Origin of the sequence: Carboxylicivirga sp. M1479 (genome assembly GCF_007097485.1) — a bacterium.
In the GTDB taxonomy this organism is placed as follows: Bacteria; Bacteroidota; Bacteroidia; order Bacteroidales; family Marinilabiliaceae; genus Carboxylicivirga.
Map to the genome: position 1 here is coordinate 87,741 of NZ_VKDE01000012.1, position 21,196 is coordinate 108,936.

Genomic DNA, 21,196 nt, shown 5'->3' on the forward strand with positions numbered 1-21,196 from the left:
CTTCTTTTATTTCCACAGATAAAATACTGAGAGATAAACCTTAATACTATAGCATTTTGTGAGAGGGGTGCTATTGGATGTTGGCCATACTGGCTTTTTGACTAAACAGAGTAATATTAAAAATGGAACAGACAAGAACAATTATAGGTGTTGATTTAGGGGGTACAAACATGCGGGCAGGCCTGGTTATAGGCGATGAAATTAAAGAAGTTTCTTCTTGTTTAGTGCCTAAAACAGATGTGGCTGAAGAAGTGACGGCGGCTTTGGTACAAACGATTAAAAATGTACTAACACCCGAGGTTGAAGGGATTGGCATAGGTGTGCCTAGCTTGGTAAAAGCATCAAGTGGTGTTGTATACGATGTGCAAAATATTCCATCGTGGAAAAAAATTCCTCTGAAAGATATTTTAGAAAAGGAATTTAATTTACCCGTATGTATTAATAACGATGCCAACTGTTTTGCTGTTGGTGAGCGTGTTTATGGTGCCGGACAGGGCTACGACGATTTTGTGGGTTTAATAACAGGAACTGGACTTGGAGGTGGAATAATTAAGAAAGGACACCTGATGCAAGATCAGAACTGTGGTGCTGGTGAATTTGGTATGTTGCCCTATTTAGAGCATGATTACGAATTCTATTGTAGCGGGCAATTTTTTGAAAATGTGTACCAAACCAATGGAGGCGAGCTTGCCGAGAAAGCGGCGGCTGGTGATCAACAAGCTTTAGCCATTTTTAGTGAGTATGGTACGCATTTGGGTAAGGCTATTAAGGCCATTTTACTGGCAGTAGATCCTCAAGCTATTGTGTTGGGCGGTTCGGTATCCAAGTCATATGCCTATTATAAAGAGGCAATGTGGAATGAGATTTCAACATTTCCTTTTCAGTTTGTACTTGAAAATTTTGTTATCGTGCCATCTGTCGTTAAGGAAATTGCTATTTTAGGTGCGGCAGCGCTATATATCGATGCCACAACAAACGAACAATAGCATACGACGATACTAAACAATTGATATGATACAAGATATGACAGTTCAGAACCAATGTGCCGTTGGTGTTTATCTAGGAGGTAAGCACTTACGTGTTGGTCGTGTCCGTAATAATACAGTGGAGGCTTCATTAGCTCTTGAAATAGATAATCATAATTCTGAGGAAGTGATTTTAAAAGAGATAATGAATGCCATCGACCAGGTGTTTACTGCTGATGTTGGTGGGATAGGTATTGGGGTGCCTAGTCTTGTTGATGTATCAAAGGGTATTGTTTATAATGTGGAGCACATGCCGTCGTGGCGCGAAGTACACTTAGGCGACTTGTTGTCTGAGAGGTATAAAGTAGGCGTGTATGTTAATAACGATGCCAACTGTTTTGCCATTGGAGAGAAATACTTTGGGAAAGCCAAAAAGTACTCGAATGTTGTTGGTATTGTTGCTGGTATTGGTCTTGGTTGCGGTGTTATTACCGATAACCGCTTGTATTCAGGAACCAATTGTGGTGCTGGTGAGTTCGGCTGTATTCCATATCGCGACCATAATTATGAGCATTATTGCACAACCACTTATTTCGAAACAAAGTATGGATTAAAGCCCGATGTGCTTTATCGTCGTGCCAAAAAACAAGATAAGATAGCTTTGGCTATTTTGGAGCAATTTGGCTTTGACTTTGGTCAGGCAGTTAAAACCATACTTTATGCTTATGATCCGGAGTGTATTGTTATTGGTGGAAACGTCAGCGATTTCTTTCCGTATTTCGAAGAGTTTATGTGGAAAGTAGTGCGCAAATTTCAATATGAAAATACAGTTGAAAAATTAAAAATTGAAGTGAGCGATGAGCCGGATATTGCTGTGTTAGGAGCCGCAGCTTTATACTACGATGCAATTTCAAAATAAATAAAGGTAAATATTAAACTTGTTGATAACGAAGTTCTTATGAGTTTCGTGTGGGGGCGTACATTCGTTTTTTTAACGGTAAACAATAAACCTTAAAATATTATTCATGAGTAAGTCTATTATTTTATCACTAATGGCAGTCATTTTGTTGGCATGTCAGGCCAAAAAAAACATCGAAGCCGATGTGTTGATTAACCACCTTGGTTATCATCAAAATGCCTATAAAACGGCAATTTATCAAACTACATCAACACTTGTGCCTACACAGTTTATCTTGGTCGATGAAAAAGGTGAAGAAGTATACAAAGGACAATTCGCCAAGGGTGGAGCAATTGACCAATGGCACACAGGTAAAGCCTACAAAGCTGTATTTAGTGACTTTTCAACTGTGGGTACCTATACATTAAAAGTTGAGGCTGGTAGTAATACTTTTGCTTCAGCAGCATTTGAAATATCGGCCAAGGAAATAGCTGAAGATGCATTACCCTTGCTTACCAAAGCATTTCAATTGCAGCGCTGTAAGCCGCCTTACGATGATAAGGACAAAGCCTTATCGTTTTATGGTGATCGAACAGACAAAGTTGATGTGAGCGGTGGATGGTACGATGCTTCTGGTGAGAAAGGAAAATATTTGAGTCACTTGAGTTTTTCAAATTACATGACTCCTCAGCAGTTGCCAATGATGATTTGGAATATGCTTGAAACCACGGATGTTATTGCTGCTGGTAACTTAAAAAATAAGCCAAGCATCATTAACGAATTAAATACCGAAGCAGCTTTTGGTGCTGATTACCTGGTGAGAATTCAAGATGATGAGGGGTATTTTTATGCGACTATTTTTGCTGGATGGACAAAAGATCCAGAGCAGCGTCAGATATGTGCCTATGAAGGACAAGATGGCAAGCGTAACGACCGCTACCAGGCTGCATTTCGAGAAGGTGGTGGCTTGGCTATTGCAGCTTTATCTCGTTGCTATAGCAATGACTTAAGTGGTGAATATTCTGCAAAACAATACCTGCAGGTTGCACAAAAAGGTTATGCGCACCTAAAGGAAAATAACCTAAAGTATTGCGACGATGGCAAAGAAAACATCATTGACGATTACTGTGCTTTATTAGCTGCATTAGAATTGTATGCAGCAACGGAAGAAAGCAACTACCTGAATGATGCCCGACAAAGGGCTGAGTCATTACAAGCTCGTTTAATGAGCGATGAGGCTTGCGCGAACTGGTTACGTGCCGATGATGCGGGCAATCGTCCATTCTTTCACGGGGCAGAAGCAGGCTTGCCAATTATTGCCATGTGTCATTACGCCAACATAGAGCAAGATAACGAACGTAAGCAACAAGCTACAGCGTTCATTCGTCAGTCGGTAGATTTTGAATTGTGCATTACCAAGCTTGTACATAACCCATTTGGTTATGCCCGTCAGTATGTAAAGGCAGTGAATGAGGAAAGTGCGCGCGATGCCTTTTTTATAACGCACGTAAATGAAACAGGCTATTGGTGGCAGGGCGAAAATGCCCGTTTAGCATCCTTGGCTACTGCCATGTTTAAAGCTCAGCCATTTTTAAGTGATGTTGTTAAAGCTGAATCGATTAATTATGCCTACGATCAGATGAACTGGATTTTGGGCTTAAACCCTTATGATGTTGGAATGTTACACGGGGCTGGATATAATAACCCGGATTATAAAGAAGATGGTAAATCAATGAACTACCTAGGCGGTATATGCAATGGTATTACGGCTGGCTTTGATAACGAAAACGATATTGCTTTTCGACCAATGCCTTATGATGAGGATCCGGCGCAACGCTGGAGATGGTCAGAGCAGTGGTTGCAGCATGGTGGGTGGATGATACCTGCTATGGCTTACTCAACCACGGTAAAGTAACCTTTAGTTTAGTATGAGAGGGCAGGGGCGGATGGTAGCGATTTTTCGCTCCTGCTTTTATCTAACATTCAACTACTACCTTTTTCCTAGCCTTTTATCTAACCTTTTTTAACCAAACCTGCCCTTACCTAACCTTATCCCCATGAAAATAAAGCACTATTTTATACTATTGGGTATCCTGCTGATAGGGTGTTCAAATAGTAATGACCCTGTAAGACCAAGTCCTGTTAAAGATTTTATAAGCGAATCTATTGAGGCTTCAAAACCATTTCCACAAGCTTTGTCTTTTGCCAATTGTATTAAACCAAACAATCTTACGCAGGAGCAAATAAATGCCGATGTACAGGACTACTATAATTATTGGTTTAAGAAATACCTTCGTACATCGAATGGTACCACACCAGGAGGTGGCTCTTACGTATCAATGAAAGGAACAGGTGGGGATGGAATGGAAATTACCACATCGGAAGCATAAGGTTATGGCATGATTATTTTTGCTTTAATGGCGGGTTATGACGATGATGCTAAGAAGTATTACGATGGCATGCTCAATATGTTTGAGAAACATCCAAGTACTGGTAATCCTCATTGTATGTCATGGATTATTCATGAAACAGAATTGAATAAGCATGATGCGGCTAGTGCATCTGATGGCGACATGGATATTGCCTATTCAATGCTATTGGCTCATCTGCAATGGGGCTCAAATGGTTTGTTGAATTACTTGGATAAAGCACAAACCATGATCACAAAGGGACTTAAGGTGAGTGATGTGTCAGCAACGTCCAAGCGTACGATGTTAGGCGATTGGGATTCAAACGCCTATTCAACACGTTCATCGGATTGGATGACAGCACATTTTCGCAATTACCAAAAGGCCACCTCTGATCAGTTTTGGTCAGGTGTTGCTGATAAAGTGTATCGCACGGTTGAATCATTAACCACAAACTACAGTCCACAAACCGGATTGATGCCCGACTTTATCGTGGATAAAACACCAAAGCCTGCTCCTGAATATTATTTAGATGAGTTTAAAGAAACGGATGAATATTGCTGGAATGCTTGTCGTTACCCTTGGCGCATAACAACTGATTATGCTCACTTTGGAACGCCTGAAGCTAAAGAAGCTATGGTTAAGTTGCTCGATTTTATGGTTGCTAATGCCGATAACAAGCCCAGCGAAATTCGAGCAGGTTATCACTTGAATGGAACGCCTTTGGTTTCATACTCCAGCGGTGCCTTTACGGCTCCAATGGTAACAGCTACTATTGTTGATGCAAAGTATCAGGAGTTTTTGAACAAGGGCTGGGGTGTAATAAAGAGCAATCGTAACTCGTATTACGACGATACCATTTGTCTTTTAAACATGTTGCTGATTTCCGGCAATTGGTGGAATCCTACACATTAATCAATACACAAACACTTGGCTCCATTCGGTATGTTCATGCACTGAGTGGAGCTTTTTTATATATACGGATGACATCTATTTGACGATTTGGTTAATATAGATGTCATCCGTTTATTTTCCACTTCCTAAGCATCTCTAAGATGCTAAGGAATCGAGAAATGAATAATATGCTTTGGAAGTTTTTTATACCAAATGAATAACAAAATGATTGATAAGGCATTTTGCTTATATCATAGCTTGTCCCGAATAACGGGAGGTTAATGCCGAAACAGAATCACAGATTGATTTTCTATCAATCGTTTTGATTCGTAATCGGTATTACAACAGCCAATTAAACACGTATCCCAGTAAAATGATAAACAGTGTAATGGTGCCAAAGAAGATGCCTATAAGTTTCCACTGCATCACTTTTTTAAGTAAGGTTGCTTCTGGAAGTGAGAGCCCTACTACTGCCATCATAAACGCAATGGCGGTACCAAGTGGCACGCCTTTGGCCACAAAAACCTGAATAACCGGAACGATTCCTGCAGCATTGGCATATAGTGGAACTGCCAGTATTACGGCCAATGGAATGGCGTACCATTTATCCTCCGAAAGGTATTGTGTAAAAAAGTCCTCGGGTACAAAACCATGCATTAGCGCACCAATGGCTATGCCAATAATGATGTAGAGTAATACCTTTTTTACAATGTCCCATCCTTCGTTAATAATCGATGGGAGGCGTTGGATAAACGGTGTGTTATCTGCCTCAAACTGGTTGAACTCGGTCTGAGAATTGGCTTTTATTTGTTTTACCCAATCGCTTAAATAACGATCGAGTTTAAATTTGCCCAGAATATAACCACCTATCATACCTAATAAAATACCACCAGATGCATAGATGAGGGTTGCTTTCCATCCGAATAAACCCAGAAACATGGCCACTGCTACTTCATTAACCAATGGGGAAGTTATCAGGTAGGCAAAAGTTACGCCCAATGGAATGCCTCCTTGCACAAAACCTATGAACAAAGGGATGGATGAGCAGGAGCAAAAGGGTGTAACTGCCCCAAAAAATGAGGCAAAAAAATATTGCAAGCCGTATAGCTTTTTGGTGGTTAAATAAACTCTCAGTTTCTCAACAGGAAAATAAGTGTTTACTAAACCCATTAATGAACTAATGACGAAAAGCAAAATGATAATCTTAATGGTATCGTACAAAAAGAAATTAATGGCTTGTCCCCAATGCGATTCTTCACTCAAGGGCAGTAAATCATAAGTGAAATAATTGATGAGGGGCTGTAAGTAATAGTATAGTATGATTATGGCTGGTAGTGCTACCAATATTTGCAGCACTATCGTACCTTGACTTTTTACGTTCATGTTTATTAGTTTTTCTTCCGAAATTAAAAGAAAAGAATAGTGATGAAATAGATGCCTGTGCCAATAAATACAACGGCAATAATGCGTCGGAACCAGAGTTCAAACGATTTCATTTTGTTGTACAAACTGCCTATGGATCCAACGCTGTAGGCTATTAACCATGCAAATATGATAACCGGTATGCCTGTTGCAAAAGCAAAAATAATGGGCAGGTACAAACCACTAACGCTTGAAACAGTCATGGGTATAAGCATGCCAAAATACAGTACGCCGCTGTAAGGACAAAAGGCCAGAGCGAAAACAATACCCAGAAGTGTAGCTCCCCAAAAACCTTTACGCGCCTGCTTTTCCATTTTATCGGTTAAATACCCCATGCCAGGTATGGCTAGTTTAATAATGCCTAGCATAAACAGGCCAATCACAATGAGCAAAGGCCCAAGTAGTTTTTCGCCCCACTCCTGAAAAAAACCAGTAAGGTTTAATTCTCCTAATCCAAAGAAAAAGAGCAAACCCAAAGCGGTATATGAAATGGCTCGTCCTAAAGTGTAGAACAAGCCGTTTATAAACACCCGCTTTTTGCTTTCAATATCTTTACTAATGAAGCCAATGGCTGTAATGTTGGTGGCAAGAGGGCAGGGGCTAACAGCTGTCATTAGACCCAGTAAAAAAGCCGATAAAATGGGGAGCTGCGAGCTCTCCAGTAGGTTTTGTAATACTTCCATGCTTATAACATTGAGTCGATGGATGATTGCAATAGGGCTTTAAGCTTTTCGGGCTTGGTGCGGGCATTTAAAAAGGCTTCGTTGGTAAGGTTAATTTGTTGCTCACCTTTTAGCACAAGTAATGTTTGCCAATCTACCTTGTATTGTTTAGCCAGTTCCTTTTCATGTTCTCTGTTGATGGATATAAAGTTGACTTTGCCCTTGTAAACTTCAGCCAATGTTTCTTTTGTTACACTTTCCACTGCTTCGCAGGTTGCACAACGACGTGTGGCATGAAAATACACCACATTAACCACGCTTGTGTCAATTACAGTTGCTGTTTGTAGAGCGGTAGATGATTCAGAGTCGCTCTTCTTGGCTTTGGAATTGCATGCCGTGGTAAATGCCACCAATGCTGCTAGTGTTAGTACAAATGCCGATTGCTTTAGTAAGTTGTTCATGTTATCCGGATTATAATAGTTCTTTAATTTCGTTTATCGATGGTACTTTGCCTTTAACCACCACTTTACCATCAATAACCAATGCTGGTGTTGTCATTACGCCGTAATTCATAATCTCCATAATGTCTTCCACTTTGTCGACAGATGCATCAATGCCTTTTTCTTCTACTGCTTTGCGCGTTATTTCCTCTAATGACTTGCATTTTGCACAACCCGTGCCTAGTACTTTAATTTCCATTTTGCTATTATTTAGTTGTTCGTTGTTCGTGAAATCACGAACTGTATGTTTAAATTTTTTTAAAGTTCAAAAAACGTTTTCAGTAGCTCTTTGGCTTCTTCCCAGTTTTGCTTATTGATGCAATATTTTACACGTGGAGCCTCTGTTTCTCCTTGTATCAAACCTGCGTCTTTTAGTTCTTTCAAATGCTGCGAAAGGGTGGATTTAGCTATTGGCAATATCTCAGTTAAATCGCCACTGTAGCAGCACGATTGTAAGGATAATGTTTGCAATACGTATACACGCACTGGATGCCCTAGTGCTTTGGCATAGCGAGCCAGTTTCTTTTGACGGTCGTTAATCATGGGTAATAATAACTGTTCGTAATATTGCGAACAAATATAGTCTATTTTTCTTCTTGAAAAATAGTTTAGGCATTTTTTAAACAGGGAAATTGCTTTTAAAACTAATTACACCACCCCGCCTGTCGGCACCCCTCCTAAAATTCAGGAGGGGACGGTTTTTCATCCCTCTCCTCCTTCTTGCCAAGGAGAAGTACCACGAAGTGGGGAGGTGGTTAAAATGCTTAAAAGCGAATTCCCTGATTTTTTATACTTCAATAATTTTGATTGGAATATCAATAATGGATTGATAGTCTTCTCCTGCCTCAATCATATCATCATCCTTTTTGTCACAATACCAACAGATATTGGTTTCGTAACCCTCTTTATACAAGGCTTTTAATTTTTTCAAAACACTCAATAGAAATACAGAAGAGCTTGTGTTAAAATACTCAAGTTTGATGTCAACCTTGGTTTCAGGTAAGGGGTTTGAAGTGTAATCGTCGAGCCATTCCAGTATTGGATCGAATAAATTGTGGGGGTTTTCTGGAATAGACTTTCCTGCTATTTGAAAGTAACCATTGGTAGCATTAAAGTTAAGATAAGGTGTTTTTGGGGTGGCTTCTTTGACAAGTGGTTTCATGGCTGGTCAATTTAGTTTGGGAATAAGTCACATCTAATATAAGCATTTTTTGTTAAATCGATATTGTATAACGTCATGGGTGTAAGTGTATTGTGTGTTTATGTTCTTAATCGGATAAGGTTTTTTTATTGAGTTTGTTGCGTGTTTTAGTTGTCAAAGAAGGCTTTATTTCTGTTATGTGGGTTTGTTTTTATAAAGGAGTAAGGTGTCAAATCATCAGAGTTTTCTAATAAGTAATAGAAGCGCCAGTGTAAATTGCTCGGGCTTGCATTTAAATCTAATCAGGCTTGTCATTTGGTATGAGAGAGGCTTGAAAAATAGCTTCGTCTTCATTCTAGTTTCAATAAGCTTGTATATTGTATAAGGCTGCTATTGTCTTATTTAGTAAATAAAGTATCTAATGAATAGAAAAGTTATTCTATCATTTAAATATAGTTCCCTATGAGATTAATTAACTTATCTAATGGACAATCAAATGAAACTATCGTCTAATTGTAGTGATACATTCGAACAAAAGAAATTAACTTATAACAATTAGATAAATGATGTTATATAATAGAAAGATATATGTAGTAGTAATTGAAATAATTTGACTAAAAAGATTAAGTATGTAACGTATAAGTTTCCATAACTATGTATATAGCCTATTGTTTTATAGCTAAAGAGCAAAGTGGAGACTGTATTTTAAAGAAATGATTGCTTGTTTTTGCTTACTACTGTGAGTTAAGTGGGGTATTGTTGAAAAATGATATGCGATTGGGGATAAAAGGATGTGGCTCAAGTGACTAATCCATCAGATTTATGAATACGAACCAAGCCTTCTGTCCAATATCTAATTAATGGGCATCAATACCATGCAGCATTCTTAATGAGTGTTCAATGGTAGGGGTAATTTCGCCCAGATACTCTTTTACAGCTTTAACGCTGCCAGGTAAAACATAAACGAGTGTTTGTCCCATAATGCCAGCCACGCTCCTGCTTAGTAAAGCATTGGGTTTTTCAAGTCCGTATTTAACCCTAATGGCCTCCATAATGCCGGTAATCTCTTTGTCGAGCAGCGGTTTAATCACATCGGGTGTTATGTCGCGGGGGCCAATGCCTGTGCCGCCAGTGGTAATAATAATATCAGCCTGATTGGCAACGAGCTGAAGCATGGTTGACTTAAGTTGTTCCTCATCATCGGGGAGGATGGTTCTTTGGAAATCGTATTGTCTTTGGTTCTCATCAAAATAAGTCTTCATTAGTTTTTCTGAGTAAGGACCACTCTTATCATCATAAATACCTTTGTAAGCCCGGTCGCTAAGGGTTATGATGTGCACCTTTATTTGGCGAGGGATATACTGCAAATACTCTCCCGACTGAAGCTGCCCACCCTTAATAACACGACAAAAGATGCCTTCTTTTGGCATCACGCAATCGCCTGTGAGTTCTTTAATCTCGCAGCCATTGTGGCATTTTTTACCAATTTGCGTCACTTCCAACTCAATGTTATCGCCTACAAAGCGGTCAAATATTTTGGTGTAATGAAGTGCCATGCCTTCAGTGCTAATGTTTTCGGCAAAGTCACCAAAGTTCAACTTTGTTCCAGAGGCCTCCTCTGTTTTCTGATAACTTTCAAGGCCCAATAAACTTACCTGTCGGTGCCAGGGGCCTGAATGGGCATCGCCCTCAACGCCATTTTTATTAAGTAAAATGCTTTTTAAAGGTGTTTTTTTTGTGCCTTTTTTCTCTGAAATATTGACTGACTTTATCTGAATCTTCATCACCGTGTTTTTAGTTATTAACTCAATGCAGCTTGGTTTATTAGCTTTGTTATGTGTTGTGGCCTCTTTTTATAATTAATGTCGTTTTAACAAAAGCCTTAGTAAAACCGTGAAGTTGAGAGCTTGCTCGAAAATCACGCGGTTGCACTTGGGCGTGGTTAAATAAGAGGTTAATTATAAAAGCAGCCTTGAACTTTTTTCCTTAGTTTTTTAGTTCAAGCTAAAAAAGTAAGTTGGGTTTGGGCGAATAGCCCAATTACTTCAACCTTTGCAACTATTGTTTCTAGTTATTAATTAGCTCTTAAATCTTGGTTTTTTCCACTAAGCGAATGTCACTCATCTCCATGTCCTTATCCACAGCTTTGCACATGTCGTAGATGGTTAGCAATGCCACATTAACCGCTGTTAAAGCTTCCATTTCAACGCCCGTTTGGCCTTCGCAGCGTGCTAAAGAATTAATGCGAATACCATCTTTTTGTATCTCAAACTCAACATCTACTTTTGATAACTGCAAAGCATGGCACAAGGGAATAAGAAAGTGCGTTTGTTTGGCGGCTTGTATGCCTGCAATGCGGGCCACTGATAGCACATCGCCTTTCTTCATCATGTTATTGTTGATCAGGCTTAAGGTGTTTTCGTGAAGCTTGATAAAACCGCTTGCTTTAGCACTGCGCTTTTGAATGGGCTTATCGCCTACATCAACCATGTTGGCTTCGCCATTTTTATTTATATGTGTTAGTTTATCAGACATATTTTAACCTCCAATATTGTAGAATTTATGATTGTGATTGAAACTTCCTTCCAGCGGTTTGGCACCCAGTGCCAACTGAAAAGCTTCTTTTATACCATGTTTTTTTACGTTGAAAGTGTTGTTGCTAAACAGGCAAGGTTTAACATCGCCGTTGGCCATTAAACGAAGCCTGTTGCAAATTTGGCAATTACCACCTTCGCCACCTTCAACCACCGAAAAATCACCTGTTTCCAAATCCATTTGCTTGATAAAGCGAATGTTTAAGTCCTCATCTTTACAAAACTGCTTGATGGCATCGATGTTTTGTTTGTTAGAGAATTTTGTTTTCACGACATTGATTTTGATAGGCGTGAGACCTGCATCCCTAGCTGCCTTAATACCTTCTTTTACATCCTTGATGTTGCCTAAGCGAGTGATGCTTTTGAATTCTCCTTCATCAAGTGTATCAAGGCTGATGTTAACCCGGTTGAGGCCTGCTTTTTTTAAATCTAAGGCGTATTTTTTTAACAGGATGCCATTGGTTGTCATGGCTATTTCTTCGATGCCCTGTATTTGTTTTATCATCTCTACCAGCTGAACAATGCCCTTGCGTACCAAAGGTTCTCCGCCTGTCAGACGTATTTTTTTCAGTCCCAACTTGGCGCCCTCGCGTATTACTTCAGCAATCTCCTCTAGCGATAACACATCCTTGTGTTTTAATAATTGTATTCCCTCTTCGGGCATGCAATATTGGCACCTGAGGTTGCATCGGTCGGTTACCGATACCCGCAAATACGTTATTTTTCTGTTATAGGAATCTAACATTGACCAAATCTCCTTTTTTAACTTCTTTCGTTCCAATTGGCAATTCAAACAATACCTGGGCCAAACTCAATCCATTAATGTGTGCCGAACCATGAAACTCGATGGGCACCACTTCGCTTTTGTCATTTATAATAGCTGGTGCAAATAGCAAGCGGGCATCTTTTCTGCGTGAAAAATCAGTGCCGATGGGCAGTGCTAGTTCAGTTGTTTTGTTGGTGTTACCCATTAGGGCATTCATAAAAGGCCGTGTGTAGAGTTCAAACTGAATAAACGACGAAACAGGATTACCCGAAAGGCCAAAGCAAAAGCTGTTTCCTTTTTTTGCAAAGATCATGGGTTTACCCGGCTGAATGGCCGTTTTTGAAATTACCAGTTCGTAATTGAGTTTCTGGAGGATGCCAGGTATCAAATCGTACTCTCCAACGGATACACCACCTGTAAGGATGAGAACATTGTTTTCTTGCAGAGCCTTACTGATTTGCTCTTCCAATAATGCGCCATCGTCCTTAATAATGCCTTTGTACTGTCCGTCGATACCCAGTTGTTTTAGTTGAGCCAATAGCTGCGATGAGTTGGAGTTACGTATTTGAAAAGGTTCTGGCTTTTCGCTTGGTTCTACCAATTCGGTACCGCTAGCTATGATGGCTACTTTGGGCTTTTGTGCTACCTCAACCATGCTCTTGCCGGACATGGCCAAAAGGGGCATGTGACGAGCTTCAAGCTTTGTGTTTTTTGCCAGTAGTACATCGCCTGTTTGTGCATCTTCTCCTTTCAGGCTAATGTTACTTTTGGTATTGGAGTTGGTGCATCGTACCTGGTTTTCATCCAGCAGCTCGGTATCTTCAATCATAAAAACACAATCGGCTCCCTGGGGAACCACGGCGCCTGTCATTATTTTGGCGCATTGATTTTCTTCAATGCTTGATTCTGGTTTTTTGCCTGCAAATATGGTTTCAATAACCTGCAGATTATTGTGCAAATCGGTTTTACGACAAGCATAGCCATCCATTGCCGACTTGTTAAATGGCGGCATATCCATATCGATGCATACATCTTGCGTTAGCACTCTGTTTAAGCCAAGCTCAAGTTCCACTATTTCCGAGGGCAGTACCTTGGCTTGCTCAAGTATACTTTTTAATGCGTCTTTATATTGAATCATTGCCTTGCTGTTTTAGTTAGTTCTGCCATCGGAAATACTTCTTCCATATTTAGTTTTGTTGCTTCACTGGGAGATAAGGTAATTTTATTGCCTCCCTTACGAATGAACTTCTGTTTGCTCGAATCTTCTCCTTGTATATAGTACAAAGTGCGAGGTTCGATATAGTTGTACAGTCCTCCCGATTCAATAATAATAGGTTTATCATTGGGGAAATAACTTTGCAAGAGTTCAAACATCTGAAGTAGGTTTTGGTTTTTACACTGCACATAAAATACTTCGGAGGCACCAGAAAGCAACATTCTTGAACTGTCCTTACGAGTTTGCAGCGTTTCTTTAACAATGCAAAAATCATCTGACTGAATGATTATCTCTACTGCCTTATCCAGACTATGGAAGTGTGATGATATTTTAACTGCATACACATCTGTTAACTCAGCCAAATGTTTAATAATTCGGCAGGATAGAAGTGTTTTGCCAACGTTACGGCCATTGCCGGCAATTAATATGATGTTGGGATAGTGGTTCATCGTAGGTCCTCCGGCGAATTAAAGTTCAACAAGCTATGTGCATCTTCAATAAGCACTGTTTTGGCATTCAGTTCTTTTAATAGTAACTGCATTTTGTAATGCTGTAGTTCAATGTGCTGATGAATAACAGGCAGGCAGCTTTTGTTGTAATAGCCCAATGTTGGATACAGCTTGCCTGTTGTTGATTTAACTACAACTACTGCACTTTCATCCTTATGGCATAATACTTTATTAAAAATGTCGCTCGTGATAAAAGGCATGTCGCACGGACACACAATTACATCATTGTGATTCGATTCTGCCAGACCAGTGTAAAGGCCACCAATTGGTCCTGTCTTTTTGTATTCATCAGCTATTACTCTAAAACCAAATTGCTCATAGGCCTTGTTGTTTGAGCTGATAATGATTTCAGAGCATAAGGGTTGAAGAATGTCGATACAGTACTCTATTAATGTACGCCCTTGGTAGGGGAGTAATCCTTTATCTTGTCCCATGCGTGAGCTAAGGCCACCAGCTAGTATAATTCCGCTTATCTTATTCATCATGCAAAATAAAAGAGTTTAAAACTGGCGAATAGCAGAACAAAAGAGAGAACAGTCATCAAATATTTAGGAGTGAATTTCTTTTGTCCCATACGCGAACCAATAATGCTGCCAACAATGCCAAGTCCAATTAAAATATATATGCTACTTACGGGTTCAAAGCCTTTGGCTACTACTCCTAAAATGCCACTTGCCGAATTGAGGAATATAAATATGGCCGAAATTGCAGCTGTTTCTTTAATGGAAGCCCAGCCCATTAATAGTAAAAGAGGACTTAGGATAATTCCTCCGCCGATGCCTATCATACCTGAGAAGAATCCCAGAATAGCTCCAAAAAGGAGGGCTAGTGGCAGGTGTATTGCTTTGGATTCTTTCTCTGATTTGGTGAAAAAGAGCATGCGAATAACCGCGATAAGCAAGAATATGCCTAGTATAATTTTGTAGTTATAGGGGTTAACATCAACACGTGCGCCAATGAACGACATGGGAATAGATAGAGCAATAAAGGGCAGTAGCAGTTTTAGGCGGAAATGACCACCCCGATAAAAATGAAAAAACGATATACCAGCTACAAACATGTTTAAGGTAAGTGCCGATGCTCGCATGTAAACCGGCTCAATTGCAAATAGAGCCATTACGGCCAGGTAGCCGCTGGCACCCCCATGTCCAACCGAAGAGTAGAGGATGGAGGTTAAAAATATAGCCAGAAAAAAAAGAAATTCTGTTTCCATATTATTTACAATTGAAGTTAAATAAATGAAAGCAGAAAGGTTTTATCAAGCAATAGCTTGATGAAAATTACTCAATATTAGCGTACGTAAAGCATGCACACTAATATTAAGTAGTATTCTTAACTCATCAAATGATGAAATATATTGTCCTTTCTCCTTTCCAAGTCATTCTGAGAGTTAGTCAGAAATCGGGAGGATTGATTGTTTCCATTCAATCCCATCGGTAACAATTCCTTGTCCTTTGATTTAGAAATTACTACTCGAAGAAAACTATGTTTTAATCTTAAATGCCTATCAGGAATAGTCGTTCTGAATAGGCATTTATGGCATTGCTATAACTTAACAACCGCCAGCAACTCTTTTCTTCTTGGGGCGCTTTTTAATGGTTGGTTTCGGTGCCGACGGAGCATTATCCGTAGAAACATTTAAGCCACCGCCACCAAGAGCAGCACTTGCTCCTTTTCTAAAGTCATACTTTGCAAACTCATCATCTGGACTTGTAGATGATGGTTTGTTTGGATTCATTATGGTCTCGGCATAATAATTTAAGCCACCTTGCATTACGTAATTATTAATGTATCCCAGTTGCCGCGTAATCATCCACGCTTCATTGGCTGCCGTAGTTCCATTGGAATAGAATACATTCATTTTAACGTCCTGGTTGAGGTAATCTTCATTTTCAACAGATAAAATATCTGACAACGGAATATTGATGGCTCCCGGAATATGGTATTTATCAAAGCTATCCTTGTCGCGTACATCAATCAATTGAAGTGAAGGGTCTTTCTGAATTAACATATCAGCAATTTCGTCAGTGGAAACAAACTGCATGCCTTGTTTCACTTCATCCAAAAGTTCCGGAGCTGTTAATTTATATTGTCTTGTTGTGTTTTCTGGTACAGCAGCAATTATTATTCCCAGGGGAATAATCGCTAAAGCCAGTTTTAATCGCATGTTCATAATATTGCTATTAGCTGATTATCAAATTAAATACTTTAATATTCCTCTCTAGGAAATTTACGTTCAGCCCATTCTCCTACAAAGAACATTCCTAAAGCAACCAAAATAAGAATTAATCCAAAGGTACCGCGTGATACGCCAATCAACTCATTAATGGTTGGTGTTCCCATGTTTTCGGCATAGAAAAGCTCCTCTACCAACGGAAAGCCTTCGGTGAACATTACTACACCAATTACTAAGCCACCTATAAAGGCTAAGGCATCTAATTTACCAATGGATAAAGCACAAAACGCTGTTCCTGGGCAGAAACCACCCAAAATAAAACCTACGCCCATAATAGCGCCGCCAACAATGGCCGACCATAAGAATGTAGGGTTAATGTAGATTAAGCTTAAGTCTATCCAGCCAAATAAGCTAAAGAATAACAGCCCTAGCATGGCAACAATGGCTGCTGTAAAAAATACTTTTAACACGGTGGTGTCGTAGCCATAAAACATACCAGCCAATTTTCTTGATGAAGAAAAACCGCTGCGTTCAAGTACAAATCCAAATCCAATACCAATGATGAAGGCCATCAATAAATTGGTGTATTCTGATATATATTCGTATACAATTAAAGGTCCCATATCTAGTTCTTTATTAAATCCATAATTTACGTGCGAAATAAGCTAATGCAAAGGCAGTTCCGAAAATGAATGCCATGGTGATAAAACCACCTAGGGACAATACGGCCATTCCGCTTAGTGCAGAGCCACTGGTACAGCCACGACCCAGTTGTGAGCCAAAGCCAAAGAAGATTCCTCCAATGACTGCAAAAATTAGTCGTATTTTGCTAGTTACCTTAGGGCTGTGTTCTACCTTAAATTTCAATCGGCCAGCAAAGGCTCCTGAAATAAAACCTCCTACCAACACACCTAGCATTTCCCAAACCAACCAATCTTTCAATGGTCCGCCAGCATGTGATTCTTTATAATTTTTATAAAAATCAGTTGTCTCAACATGAGTAGGGGATACTGTTTCAACACTTGCTACTACAGCACTTTTAATGGCTCCACTGGCACCGAGACCACGGCCTGAAAAATAAAAAGCTGTTAATAGTACCAAACCAAGTAGTACACCCCCCAGATATGGGTTTATGTACTTTTTACTTCGATCTTCGTTCATATATCTATTTTTAATCTGATTGAGTGTTGCATGAAGCTAACACAATACATCTTTGTTTTTTTAATAAAGCCATCTACTCATTTGACCAGCATAGGCCATGATGAAACGGAATAGTAAACCGCCAAATAAAACCAGAGCAGGTGCTACCATATATGGTATTTTCTTGTTTCGCATTTCCATAATTTCAAGCACTGCAGGAATTACTAATCCAAGTCCAACCACAAATACCCAGAATGGCGCTGTGAATTGTCCGCCCAAGAACATGGCCGAAGCATCAATCTGTACCTGCGAGCTAGCTCTGAATCCCATAAACATGTGGACGATGAGAAATAACTCAATGGCTATTAGTAATAGGTCGATGCGAGCAAAGGTGTGACGCTCTGCTTTTGACTTGGAAAGAATGATTATGGCGGCAGCGCCAGTAGACATTCCAGAAACTAAAAACAATGGCCCTAGTATGGAAGTGTTCCAAAGCGGTCGCGCATTAAATGCTGATAGCAAGATACCAGTGTAAATACCTAAAATAACAGACAGAATCATCATTGCCCATGCAATAGGTGTTTTGTATTCTTCCAGTACTTTAATAGCGTCCTTTACAATATCAAATTTCCAATCCCATTTAGGGAATAGTGATTTTATATTGAGGGCAGCCCAAATGCCAGATAGCGGCATGATGGCCATTAAGGTCCATGCTCCCCAACTCATGGGAGACTCAATTTTAAAAGCAGTGTATAGCCTCCAAAAGTAAAGTTTGTGCTTGAGGTCTAGTAGTAAGAATAGCAAGCCCAAGCCAATTAGAACTGGCGTAATTATTGGTGCTAGCTTAACTGCTGTTGGATACTCCTCGCTTTTACCTTTGATGAAAAAGTAGCTTGCAAAGAATAAAATGCCTGCTGCTAAACCACCCAAAAATAAGTAGGCAGGTATATGCCATTCCCAAATTTGTAATTGCGGATCAATATGTGGATTCATTCGTCCGCTAACGATTAATTCTTCTCTCATTTTTTTCCTTTGAGTGGTTTATATCAAAAAGTATAATTGAGGTTTCGTCCCTGCTTCAGGTATCAAGGTTTTGTATTTACGTTTTTTAATAACCTTGCTAACTTCTGAATTCGGATCGTCTAAATCACCAAAGTACATACATTTGGTAGGGCAAACGGCCACACAAGCTGGTTGCTGTCCTTTTTTAACTCGATGTATGCAAAAGGTACATTTATCAACATACCCCTTTGGGTGTGTATAACGTGCATCGTAAGGACATGAAGCAATACAAGCTCCACAGCCAATGCATTTGTTCTTCGTTACCATTACAGTTCCACCATCGCTGTAATGACTGGCTCCTGTTGGGCAGCACCTTACACACGGTGAGTTTTCGCAGTGGTTGCATCGCTCTGAACGATGTTCCAATTCCAGTTGAGGATAAGTACCATCAGTAACTTCTACAATCCAGTCACGACAATATCCGATGGGTACATCGTTCTCAGTCTGACAAGCTACCACACAGTCACTGCAGCCCACACATTTTTTTGTATCTACGGCCATTGCATATCTCATAGCTGTCTCTCCTTATGCTTTATTAAATCTAAATGTGACAAAATTACCTCTCATTCCTGTGCCTCCCATAATTGGGTCAGTCATTACATTGGTGATCATTTCTGTATCACTTGCACCTCGCCCGAAGGCCCGAGATAGTTTCTTATTGGCATGACCAAAACCATGTACCATATAAACAGAGTCCCAACGTATACGTTCGGTTACCCTAACTTTAATCGGGAAGGTTGAAACAACATTGTCCTGATTTTGAAGGTAAACTTCCTGGTTATTTTCTAAGCCCCACTCTTTTGCCACTTTCGGATTGACCCACACGGTATTCTCATCCATCAAATCCGTTAAATTTGGATTGTTGGCAGTACGGGAAAAAGTATGCATTGGTGCACGTCCGTATATTAATCGATAATATCCCGCTGGAGGTTCGGGGTGAGCTGTGAATTTAGGCATTGGATCAAATCCATATTCTTCAAGTGATGTAGAATATAATTCAATCTTGCCTGTATTGGTATTAAACTCTACTTCTTCACCATCTTTGTAATATAGATCGTCATAAGCGCGCTCCATTTTCTTAACGCCTATACGTTGCATTTCTTCAAGTGAGGTGCCAACTTTCTTTAATTGAAAGTCCAATTCCTCCTCAATAGAATCAAACGGAAAATAGTCACCTTTACCTAATCGTTCTGCCAAATTCTTGGCCATCCACCATGCTGGTTTGGAATCGTATTTAGGTTTCATTGCAGGCATCCTTAACGAAATGGTTGGTTCGCGATGCTGTGTTATACGCAGTGAATCATAACGTTCCAGGTAGGTGCACTCTGGTAATACTACATCAGCATAACCTGTAATTTCCATTGGCATGGTGTCAACAACAACCATCAAATCAAGCGCATTAATTGCTGCCAATGTATTTGGTCGATTCGGTAATGTTTCGATGAGGTTTGTTCCGTTTACAATCCATGCTTTAATATTGCAATCCATTGTTGCAGATGGAACAGTTGCATCGCAAACTCCATTGGCTAATGCTAAATCGGCCAATTCGTATTTACCACCCATGGCATCGCGCCATGTTTTGCGTGGTTTTGGATACGGAGGATGTGGAACTCCCGGTACTTTTGCTTTATCTGGAATGTAAAAGCCACCTCTGCGACCCCAGGAGCCTAATAAAGCATTTAAAATAGCTACTGCTCTTAGGCGTTGCGTATCATCACCATACCATGTAACATGGCGTCCCGGATGTATGATGGTCGCCGGCGAAGCATATGACATCTCACGTGCTGTTTCGCGAATAACTTGTGGTTTAATGGTAGTTATCCCATAAGCCCATTCAGGAGTCATGTGTTTAACATGAGCCTTTAGTTGTTCGAAACCAAAAGTATATTGTTCAACGTATTTTTTATCGTAACGCTCTTCATAAATCAATACATGCATCCAAGCCATTAATAATGCCAAGTCGGTACTTGGCTTTATTGGTAACCAGAATTTTGATTTGCTTGCAGCTGTTGAAAAGCGAGGGTCTACAGTAATGATGGTAGCACCTTTATCAATGGCGTCAGACATTTCCTGGACATGTCCATTGTGCATGTTCTCACCAATATGAGATCCTATTAATACCATGCATCTGGTGTCGCGTATGTCAGTAGGTTCAGGCGAACTTAATCCATCTCCAAAAGTAGCAATGAAGCCAACTTCGCGAGGACCACGACATTGAGCGTATGATGGAGCCGTAATATTCTGAGAACCTAAAGCTTTTAATAAATTACCAAAGTAGGTTCCGCCTGATCCATGGGTAAAGAGTGCTAAACACTCAGGTCCATGTGTTTTAATAACCTTTTCGAGTTTGTCCTGAATGAAATCAAATGCTTCGTCCCAAGATGCTTTCTTAAAAGTTTGTTTACCATCAGCTCCTTTAACACGTATTAAAGGTGTTTTTAATCGGTCTTCATCATAATACATTCCAACGCCACCTGTTCCTCTCGGACAAAAGCGACCATTGCTATTTGGATCATCGTCATGCCCAATGATTTTTTGGATTTGACCTTCGTCGTTTTTGTAGGTCCATCCAGCGCACTTCCAAAAGCACACTTCACAATATGTTGGCGTTCGCATTAAATCCTGTGGCATTGCCCACGGCCCTTTTAGGTTTTCGGGAATGACTTTATGATTGTGAGCCATTATGAATTTGGAGCCAGCGAAAATGCCTGCTGCTCCTAGTGCCGAAATTTTTATGAAATCTCTTCTGCTTTTACCCATCGGCTTGTAATATTTTGTAAGTTGTAAATGCAAAACTAGCAAAATATACACATAATTAGATGTGTGGATTGTTTAATGACTAG

Annotated in this window: 24 protein-coding genes and 1 riboswitch; of the genes, 5 read left to right on the forward strand and 19 right to left on the reverse strand. The window is 39.9% G+C overall.

The window, feature by feature from the left end:
- Positions 1–122 precede the first annotated feature (122 nt).
- The 5 genes from FNN09_RS09040 (at position 123) to FNN09_RS09060 (ending at position 5,186) form a co-directional block, all read left to right on the forward strand.
- Positions 123–986: an ROK family protein gene (locus FNN09_RS09040; RefSeq protein ID WP_143301687.1), complete on the forward strand. Its 864-nt coding sequence runs from the start codon at positions 123–125 to the stop codon at positions 984–986.
- 25 nt (positions 987–1,011) lie between these two features.
- Positions 1,012–1,884, forward strand: coding sequence for an ROK family protein (locus tag FNN09_RS09045; protein ID WP_143301689.1), 873 nt, complete (start codon positions 1,012–1,014; stop codon positions 1,882–1,884).
- A 106-nt stretch (positions 1,885–1,990) separates the two neighbouring features.
- Entirely contained in the window at positions 1,991–3,778 is a 1,788-nt protein-coding gene (locus tag FNN09_RS09050; RefSeq protein ID WP_143301691.1) for a glycoside hydrolase family 9 protein, read from the forward strand.
- 142 nt (positions 3,779–3,920) lie between these two features.
- Complete coding sequence (locus FNN09_RS09055) at positions 3,921–4,253, forward strand: hypothetical protein (RefSeq protein ID WP_143301693.1); 333 nt, start codon at positions 3,921–3,923, stop codon at positions 4,251–4,253.
- A 9-nt stretch (positions 4,254–4,262) separates the two neighbouring features.
- Positions 4,263–5,186: a glycosyl hydrolase family 8 gene (locus tag FNN09_RS09060; protein ID WP_143301695.1), complete on the forward strand. Its 924-nt coding sequence runs from the start codon at positions 4,263–4,265 to the stop codon at positions 5,184–5,186.
- A 318-nt stretch (positions 5,187–5,504) separates the two neighbouring features.
- Here FNN09_RS09060 and FNN09_RS09065 read toward each other — a convergent pair whose 3' ends face one another.
- The 19 genes from FNN09_RS09065 to FNN09_RS09155 all read right to left on the reverse strand — a co-directional run bounded on the left by FNN09_RS09065 (position 5,505) and on the right by FNN09_RS09155 (position 21,113).
- Entirely contained in the window at positions 5,505–6,548 is a 1,044-nt protein-coding gene (locus FNN09_RS09065) for a permease (protein ID WP_143301697.1), read from the reverse strand.
- A 23-nt stretch (positions 6,549–6,571) separates the two neighbouring features.
- Positions 6,572–7,270, reverse strand: coding sequence for an aromatic aminobenezylarsenical efflux permease ArsG family transporter (locus tag FNN09_RS09070; protein WP_143301699.1), 699 nt, complete (start codon positions 7,268–7,270; stop codon positions 6,572–6,574).
- A 2-nt stretch (positions 7,271–7,272) separates the two neighbouring features.
- Positions 7,273–7,710 (reverse strand): nitrophenyl compound nitroreductase subunit ArsF family protein, encoded by a 438-nt coding sequence (locus FNN09_RS09075; protein ID WP_143301701.1) that lies wholly within the window; start codon positions 7,708–7,710, stop codon positions 7,273–7,275.
- 10 nt (positions 7,711–7,720) lie between these two features.
- On the reverse strand, positions 7,721–7,948 hold the full coding sequence (locus FNN09_RS09080; protein WP_143301703.1) for a thioredoxin family protein: 228 nt from the start codon (positions 7,946–7,948) through the stop codon (positions 7,721–7,723).
- Positions 7,949–8,007: 59 nt separating this feature from the next.
- A complete protein-coding gene (locus FNN09_RS09085) occupies positions 8,008–8,292 on the reverse strand; it encodes a helix-turn-helix transcriptional regulator (RefSeq protein WP_143301706.1) in 285 nt (94 codons plus the stop codon).
- A 244-nt stretch (positions 8,293–8,536) separates the two neighbouring features.
- Positions 8,537–8,911, reverse strand: a complete 375-nt coding sequence (locus tag FNN09_RS09090) for a DUF1987 domain-containing protein (protein ID WP_143301708.1) — start codon at positions 8,909–8,911, stop codon at positions 8,537–8,539.
- Positions 8,912–9,747: 836 nt separating this feature from the next.
- Complete coding sequence (locus FNN09_RS09095; protein WP_143301710.1) at positions 9,748–10,674, reverse strand: MOSC domain-containing protein; 927 nt, start codon at positions 10,672–10,674, stop codon at positions 9,748–9,750.
- Between the two features lie 301 nt (positions 10,675–10,975).
- Complete coding sequence (moaC, locus tag FNN09_RS09100; RefSeq protein WP_143301712.1) at positions 10,976–11,425, reverse strand: cyclic pyranopterin monophosphate synthase MoaC; 450 nt, start codon at positions 11,423–11,425, stop codon at positions 10,976–10,978.
- Positions 11,426–11,428: 3 nt separating this feature from the next.
- Positions 11,429–12,229 carry a GTP 3',8-cyclase MoaA gene (locus FNN09_RS09105; RefSeq protein ID WP_143301714.1) on the reverse strand — a complete coding sequence of 267 codons (801 nt, stop codon included), beginning with the start codon at positions 12,227–12,229 and terminating at the stop codon, positions 11,429–11,431.
- A complete protein-coding gene (locus tag FNN09_RS09110) occupies positions 12,213–13,388 on the reverse strand; it encodes a molybdopterin molybdotransferase MoeA (protein WP_143301716.1) in 1,176 nt (391 codons plus the stop codon). Before FNN09_RS09110 ends, FNN09_RS09105 begins: the two co-directional genes overlap by 17 nt.
- On the reverse strand, positions 13,385–13,915 hold the full coding sequence (locus FNN09_RS09115) for a hypothetical protein (protein WP_143301718.1): 531 nt from the start codon (positions 13,913–13,915) through the stop codon (positions 13,385–13,387). Before FNN09_RS09115 ends, FNN09_RS09110 begins: the two co-directional genes overlap by 4 nt.
- Positions 13,912–14,460, reverse strand: a complete 549-nt coding sequence (locus tag FNN09_RS09120; protein WP_143301720.1) for a molybdenum cofactor guanylyltransferase — start codon at positions 14,458–14,460, stop codon at positions 13,912–13,914. Before FNN09_RS09120 ends, FNN09_RS09115 begins: the two co-directional genes overlap by 4 nt.
- Complete coding sequence (locus tag FNN09_RS09125; protein WP_143301721.1) at positions 14,457–15,188, reverse strand: sulfite exporter TauE/SafE family protein; 732 nt, start codon at positions 15,186–15,188, stop codon at positions 14,457–14,459. Before FNN09_RS09125 ends, FNN09_RS09120 begins: the two co-directional genes overlap by 4 nt.
- Positions 15,189–15,325: 137 nt before the next feature.
- Positions 15,326–15,466, reverse strand: a riboswitch (molybdenum cofactor riboswitch).
- 61 nt (positions 15,467–15,527) lie between these two features.
- Complete coding sequence (locus FNN09_RS09130) at positions 15,528–16,148, reverse strand: rhodanese-like domain-containing protein (protein ID WP_143301723.1); 621 nt, start codon at positions 16,146–16,148, stop codon at positions 15,528–15,530.
- A gap of 35 nt (positions 16,149–16,183) precedes the next feature.
- Positions 16,184–16,774, reverse strand: coding sequence for a YeeE/YedE thiosulfate transporter family protein (locus FNN09_RS09135; RefSeq protein ID WP_143301725.1), 591 nt, complete (start codon positions 16,772–16,774; stop codon positions 16,184–16,186).
- A 13-nt stretch (positions 16,775–16,787) separates the two neighbouring features.
- Positions 16,788–17,312, reverse strand: a complete 525-nt coding sequence (locus FNN09_RS09140) for a YeeE/YedE thiosulfate transporter family protein (protein WP_143301727.1) — start codon at positions 17,310–17,312, stop codon at positions 16,788–16,790.
- Between the two features lie 60 nt (positions 17,313–17,372).
- On the reverse strand, positions 17,373–18,314 hold the full coding sequence (gene nrfD, locus FNN09_RS09145) for an NrfD/PsrC family molybdoenzyme membrane anchor subunit (protein WP_143301729.1): 942 nt from the start codon (positions 18,312–18,314) through the stop codon (positions 17,373–17,375).
- 18 nt (positions 18,315–18,332) lie between these two features.
- Positions 18,333–18,854, reverse strand: coding sequence for a 4Fe-4S dicluster domain-containing protein (locus FNN09_RS09150; RefSeq protein WP_221932463.1), 522 nt, complete (start codon positions 18,852–18,854; stop codon positions 18,333–18,335).
- Between the two features lie 24 nt (positions 18,855–18,878).
- Positions 18,879–21,113 (reverse strand): molybdopterin-dependent oxidoreductase, encoded by a 2,235-nt coding sequence (locus tag FNN09_RS09155; RefSeq protein ID WP_143301734.1) that lies wholly within the window; start codon positions 21,111–21,113, stop codon positions 18,879–18,881.
- Between the last annotated feature and the right edge of the window lie 83 nt (positions 21,114–21,196).

What these genes read in the sequence shown, in the direction of transcription:
- FNN09_RS09110 (WP_143301716.1), bottom strand. Translation starts at nt 13,388, where the DNA reads ATGATTCAATATAAAGACGCATTAAAAAGTATACTTGAGCAAGCCAAG.
- FNN09_RS09040 (WP_143301687.1), top strand. Translation starts at nt 123, where the DNA reads ATGGAACAGACAAGAACAATTATAGGTGTTGATTTAGGGGGTACAAAC.
- FNN09_RS09155 (WP_143301734.1), bottom strand. Translation starts at nt 21,113, where the DNA reads ATGGGTAAAAGCAGAAGAGATTTCATAAAAATTTCGGCACTAGGAGCA.
- nrfD (WP_143301729.1), bottom strand. Translation starts at nt 18,314, where the DNA reads ATGAGAGAAGAATTAATCGTTAGCGGACGAATGAATCCACATATTGAT.
- FNN09_RS09130 (WP_143301723.1), bottom strand. Translation starts at nt 16,148, where the DNA reads ATGAACATGCGATTAAAACTGGCTTTAGCGATTATTCCCCTGGGAATA.
- moaC (WP_143301712.1), bottom strand. Translation starts at nt 11,425, where the DNA reads ATGTCTGATAAACTAACACATATAAATAAAAATGGCGAAGCCAACATG.
- FNN09_RS09065 (WP_143301697.1), bottom strand. Translation starts at nt 6,548, where the DNA reads ATGAACGTAAAAAGTCAAGGTACGATAGTGCTGCAAATATTGGTAGCA.
- FNN09_RS09140 (WP_143301727.1), bottom strand. Translation starts at nt 17,312, where the DNA reads ATGAACGAAGATCGAAGTAAAAAGTACATAAACCCATATCTGGGGGGT.
- FNN09_RS09060 (WP_143301695.1), top strand. Translation starts at nt 4,263, where the DNA reads ATGATTATTTTTGCTTTAATGGCGGGTTATGACGATGATGCTAAGAAG.
- FNN09_RS09090 (WP_143301708.1), bottom strand. Translation starts at nt 8,911, where the DNA reads ATGAAACCACTTGTCAAAGAAGCCACCCCAAAAACACCTTATCTTAAC.
- FNN09_RS09115 (WP_143301718.1), bottom strand. Translation starts at nt 13,915, where the DNA reads ATGAACCACTATCCCAACATCATATTAATTGCCGGCAATGGCCGTAAC.
- FNN09_RS09105 (WP_143301714.1), bottom strand. Translation starts at nt 12,229, where the DNA reads ATGTTAGATTCCTATAACAGAAAAATAACGTATTTGCGGGTATCGGTA.
- FNN09_RS09150 (WP_221932463.1), bottom strand. Translation starts at nt 18,854, where the DNA reads ATGGCCGTAGATACAAAAAAATGTGTGGGCTGCAGTGACTGTGTGGTA.
- FNN09_RS09045 (WP_143301689.1), top strand. Translation starts at nt 1,012, where the DNA reads ATGATACAAGATATGACAGTTCAGAACCAATGTGCCGTTGGTGTTTAT.
- FNN09_RS09075 (WP_143301701.1), bottom strand. Translation starts at nt 7,710, where the DNA reads ATGAACAACTTACTAAAGCAATCGGCATTTGTACTAACACTAGCAGCA.
- FNN09_RS09070 (WP_143301699.1), bottom strand. Translation starts at nt 7,270, where the DNA reads ATGGAAGTATTACAAAACCTACTGGAGAGCTCGCAGCTCCCCATTTTA.
- FNN09_RS09050 (WP_143301691.1), top strand. Translation starts at nt 1,991, where the DNA reads ATGAGTAAGTCTATTATTTTATCACTAATGGCAGTCATTTTGTTGGCA.
- FNN09_RS09125 (WP_143301721.1), bottom strand. Translation starts at nt 15,188, where the DNA reads ATGGAAACAGAATTTCTTTTTTTTCTGGCTATATTTTTAACCTCCATC.
- FNN09_RS09095 (WP_143301710.1), bottom strand. Translation starts at nt 10,674, where the DNA reads ATGAAGATTCAGATAAAGTCAGTCAATATTTCAGAGAAAAAAGGCACA.
- FNN09_RS09055 (WP_143301693.1), top strand. Translation starts at nt 3,921, where the DNA reads ATGAAAATAAAGCACTATTTTATACTATTGGGTATCCTGCTGATAGGG.
- FNN09_RS09135 (WP_143301725.1), bottom strand. Translation starts at nt 16,774, where the DNA reads ATGGGACCTTTAATTGTATACGAATATATATCAGAATACACCAATTTA.
- FNN09_RS09080 (WP_143301703.1), bottom strand. Translation starts at nt 7,948, where the DNA reads ATGGAAATTAAAGTACTAGGCACGGGTTGTGCAAAATGCAAGTCATTA.
- FNN09_RS09085 (WP_143301706.1), bottom strand. Translation starts at nt 8,292, where the DNA reads ATGATTAACGACCGTCAAAAGAAACTGGCTCGCTATGCCAAAGCACTA.
- FNN09_RS09120 (WP_143301720.1), bottom strand. Translation starts at nt 14,460, where the DNA reads ATGATGAATAAGATAAGCGGAATTATACTAGCTGGTGGCCTTAGCTCA.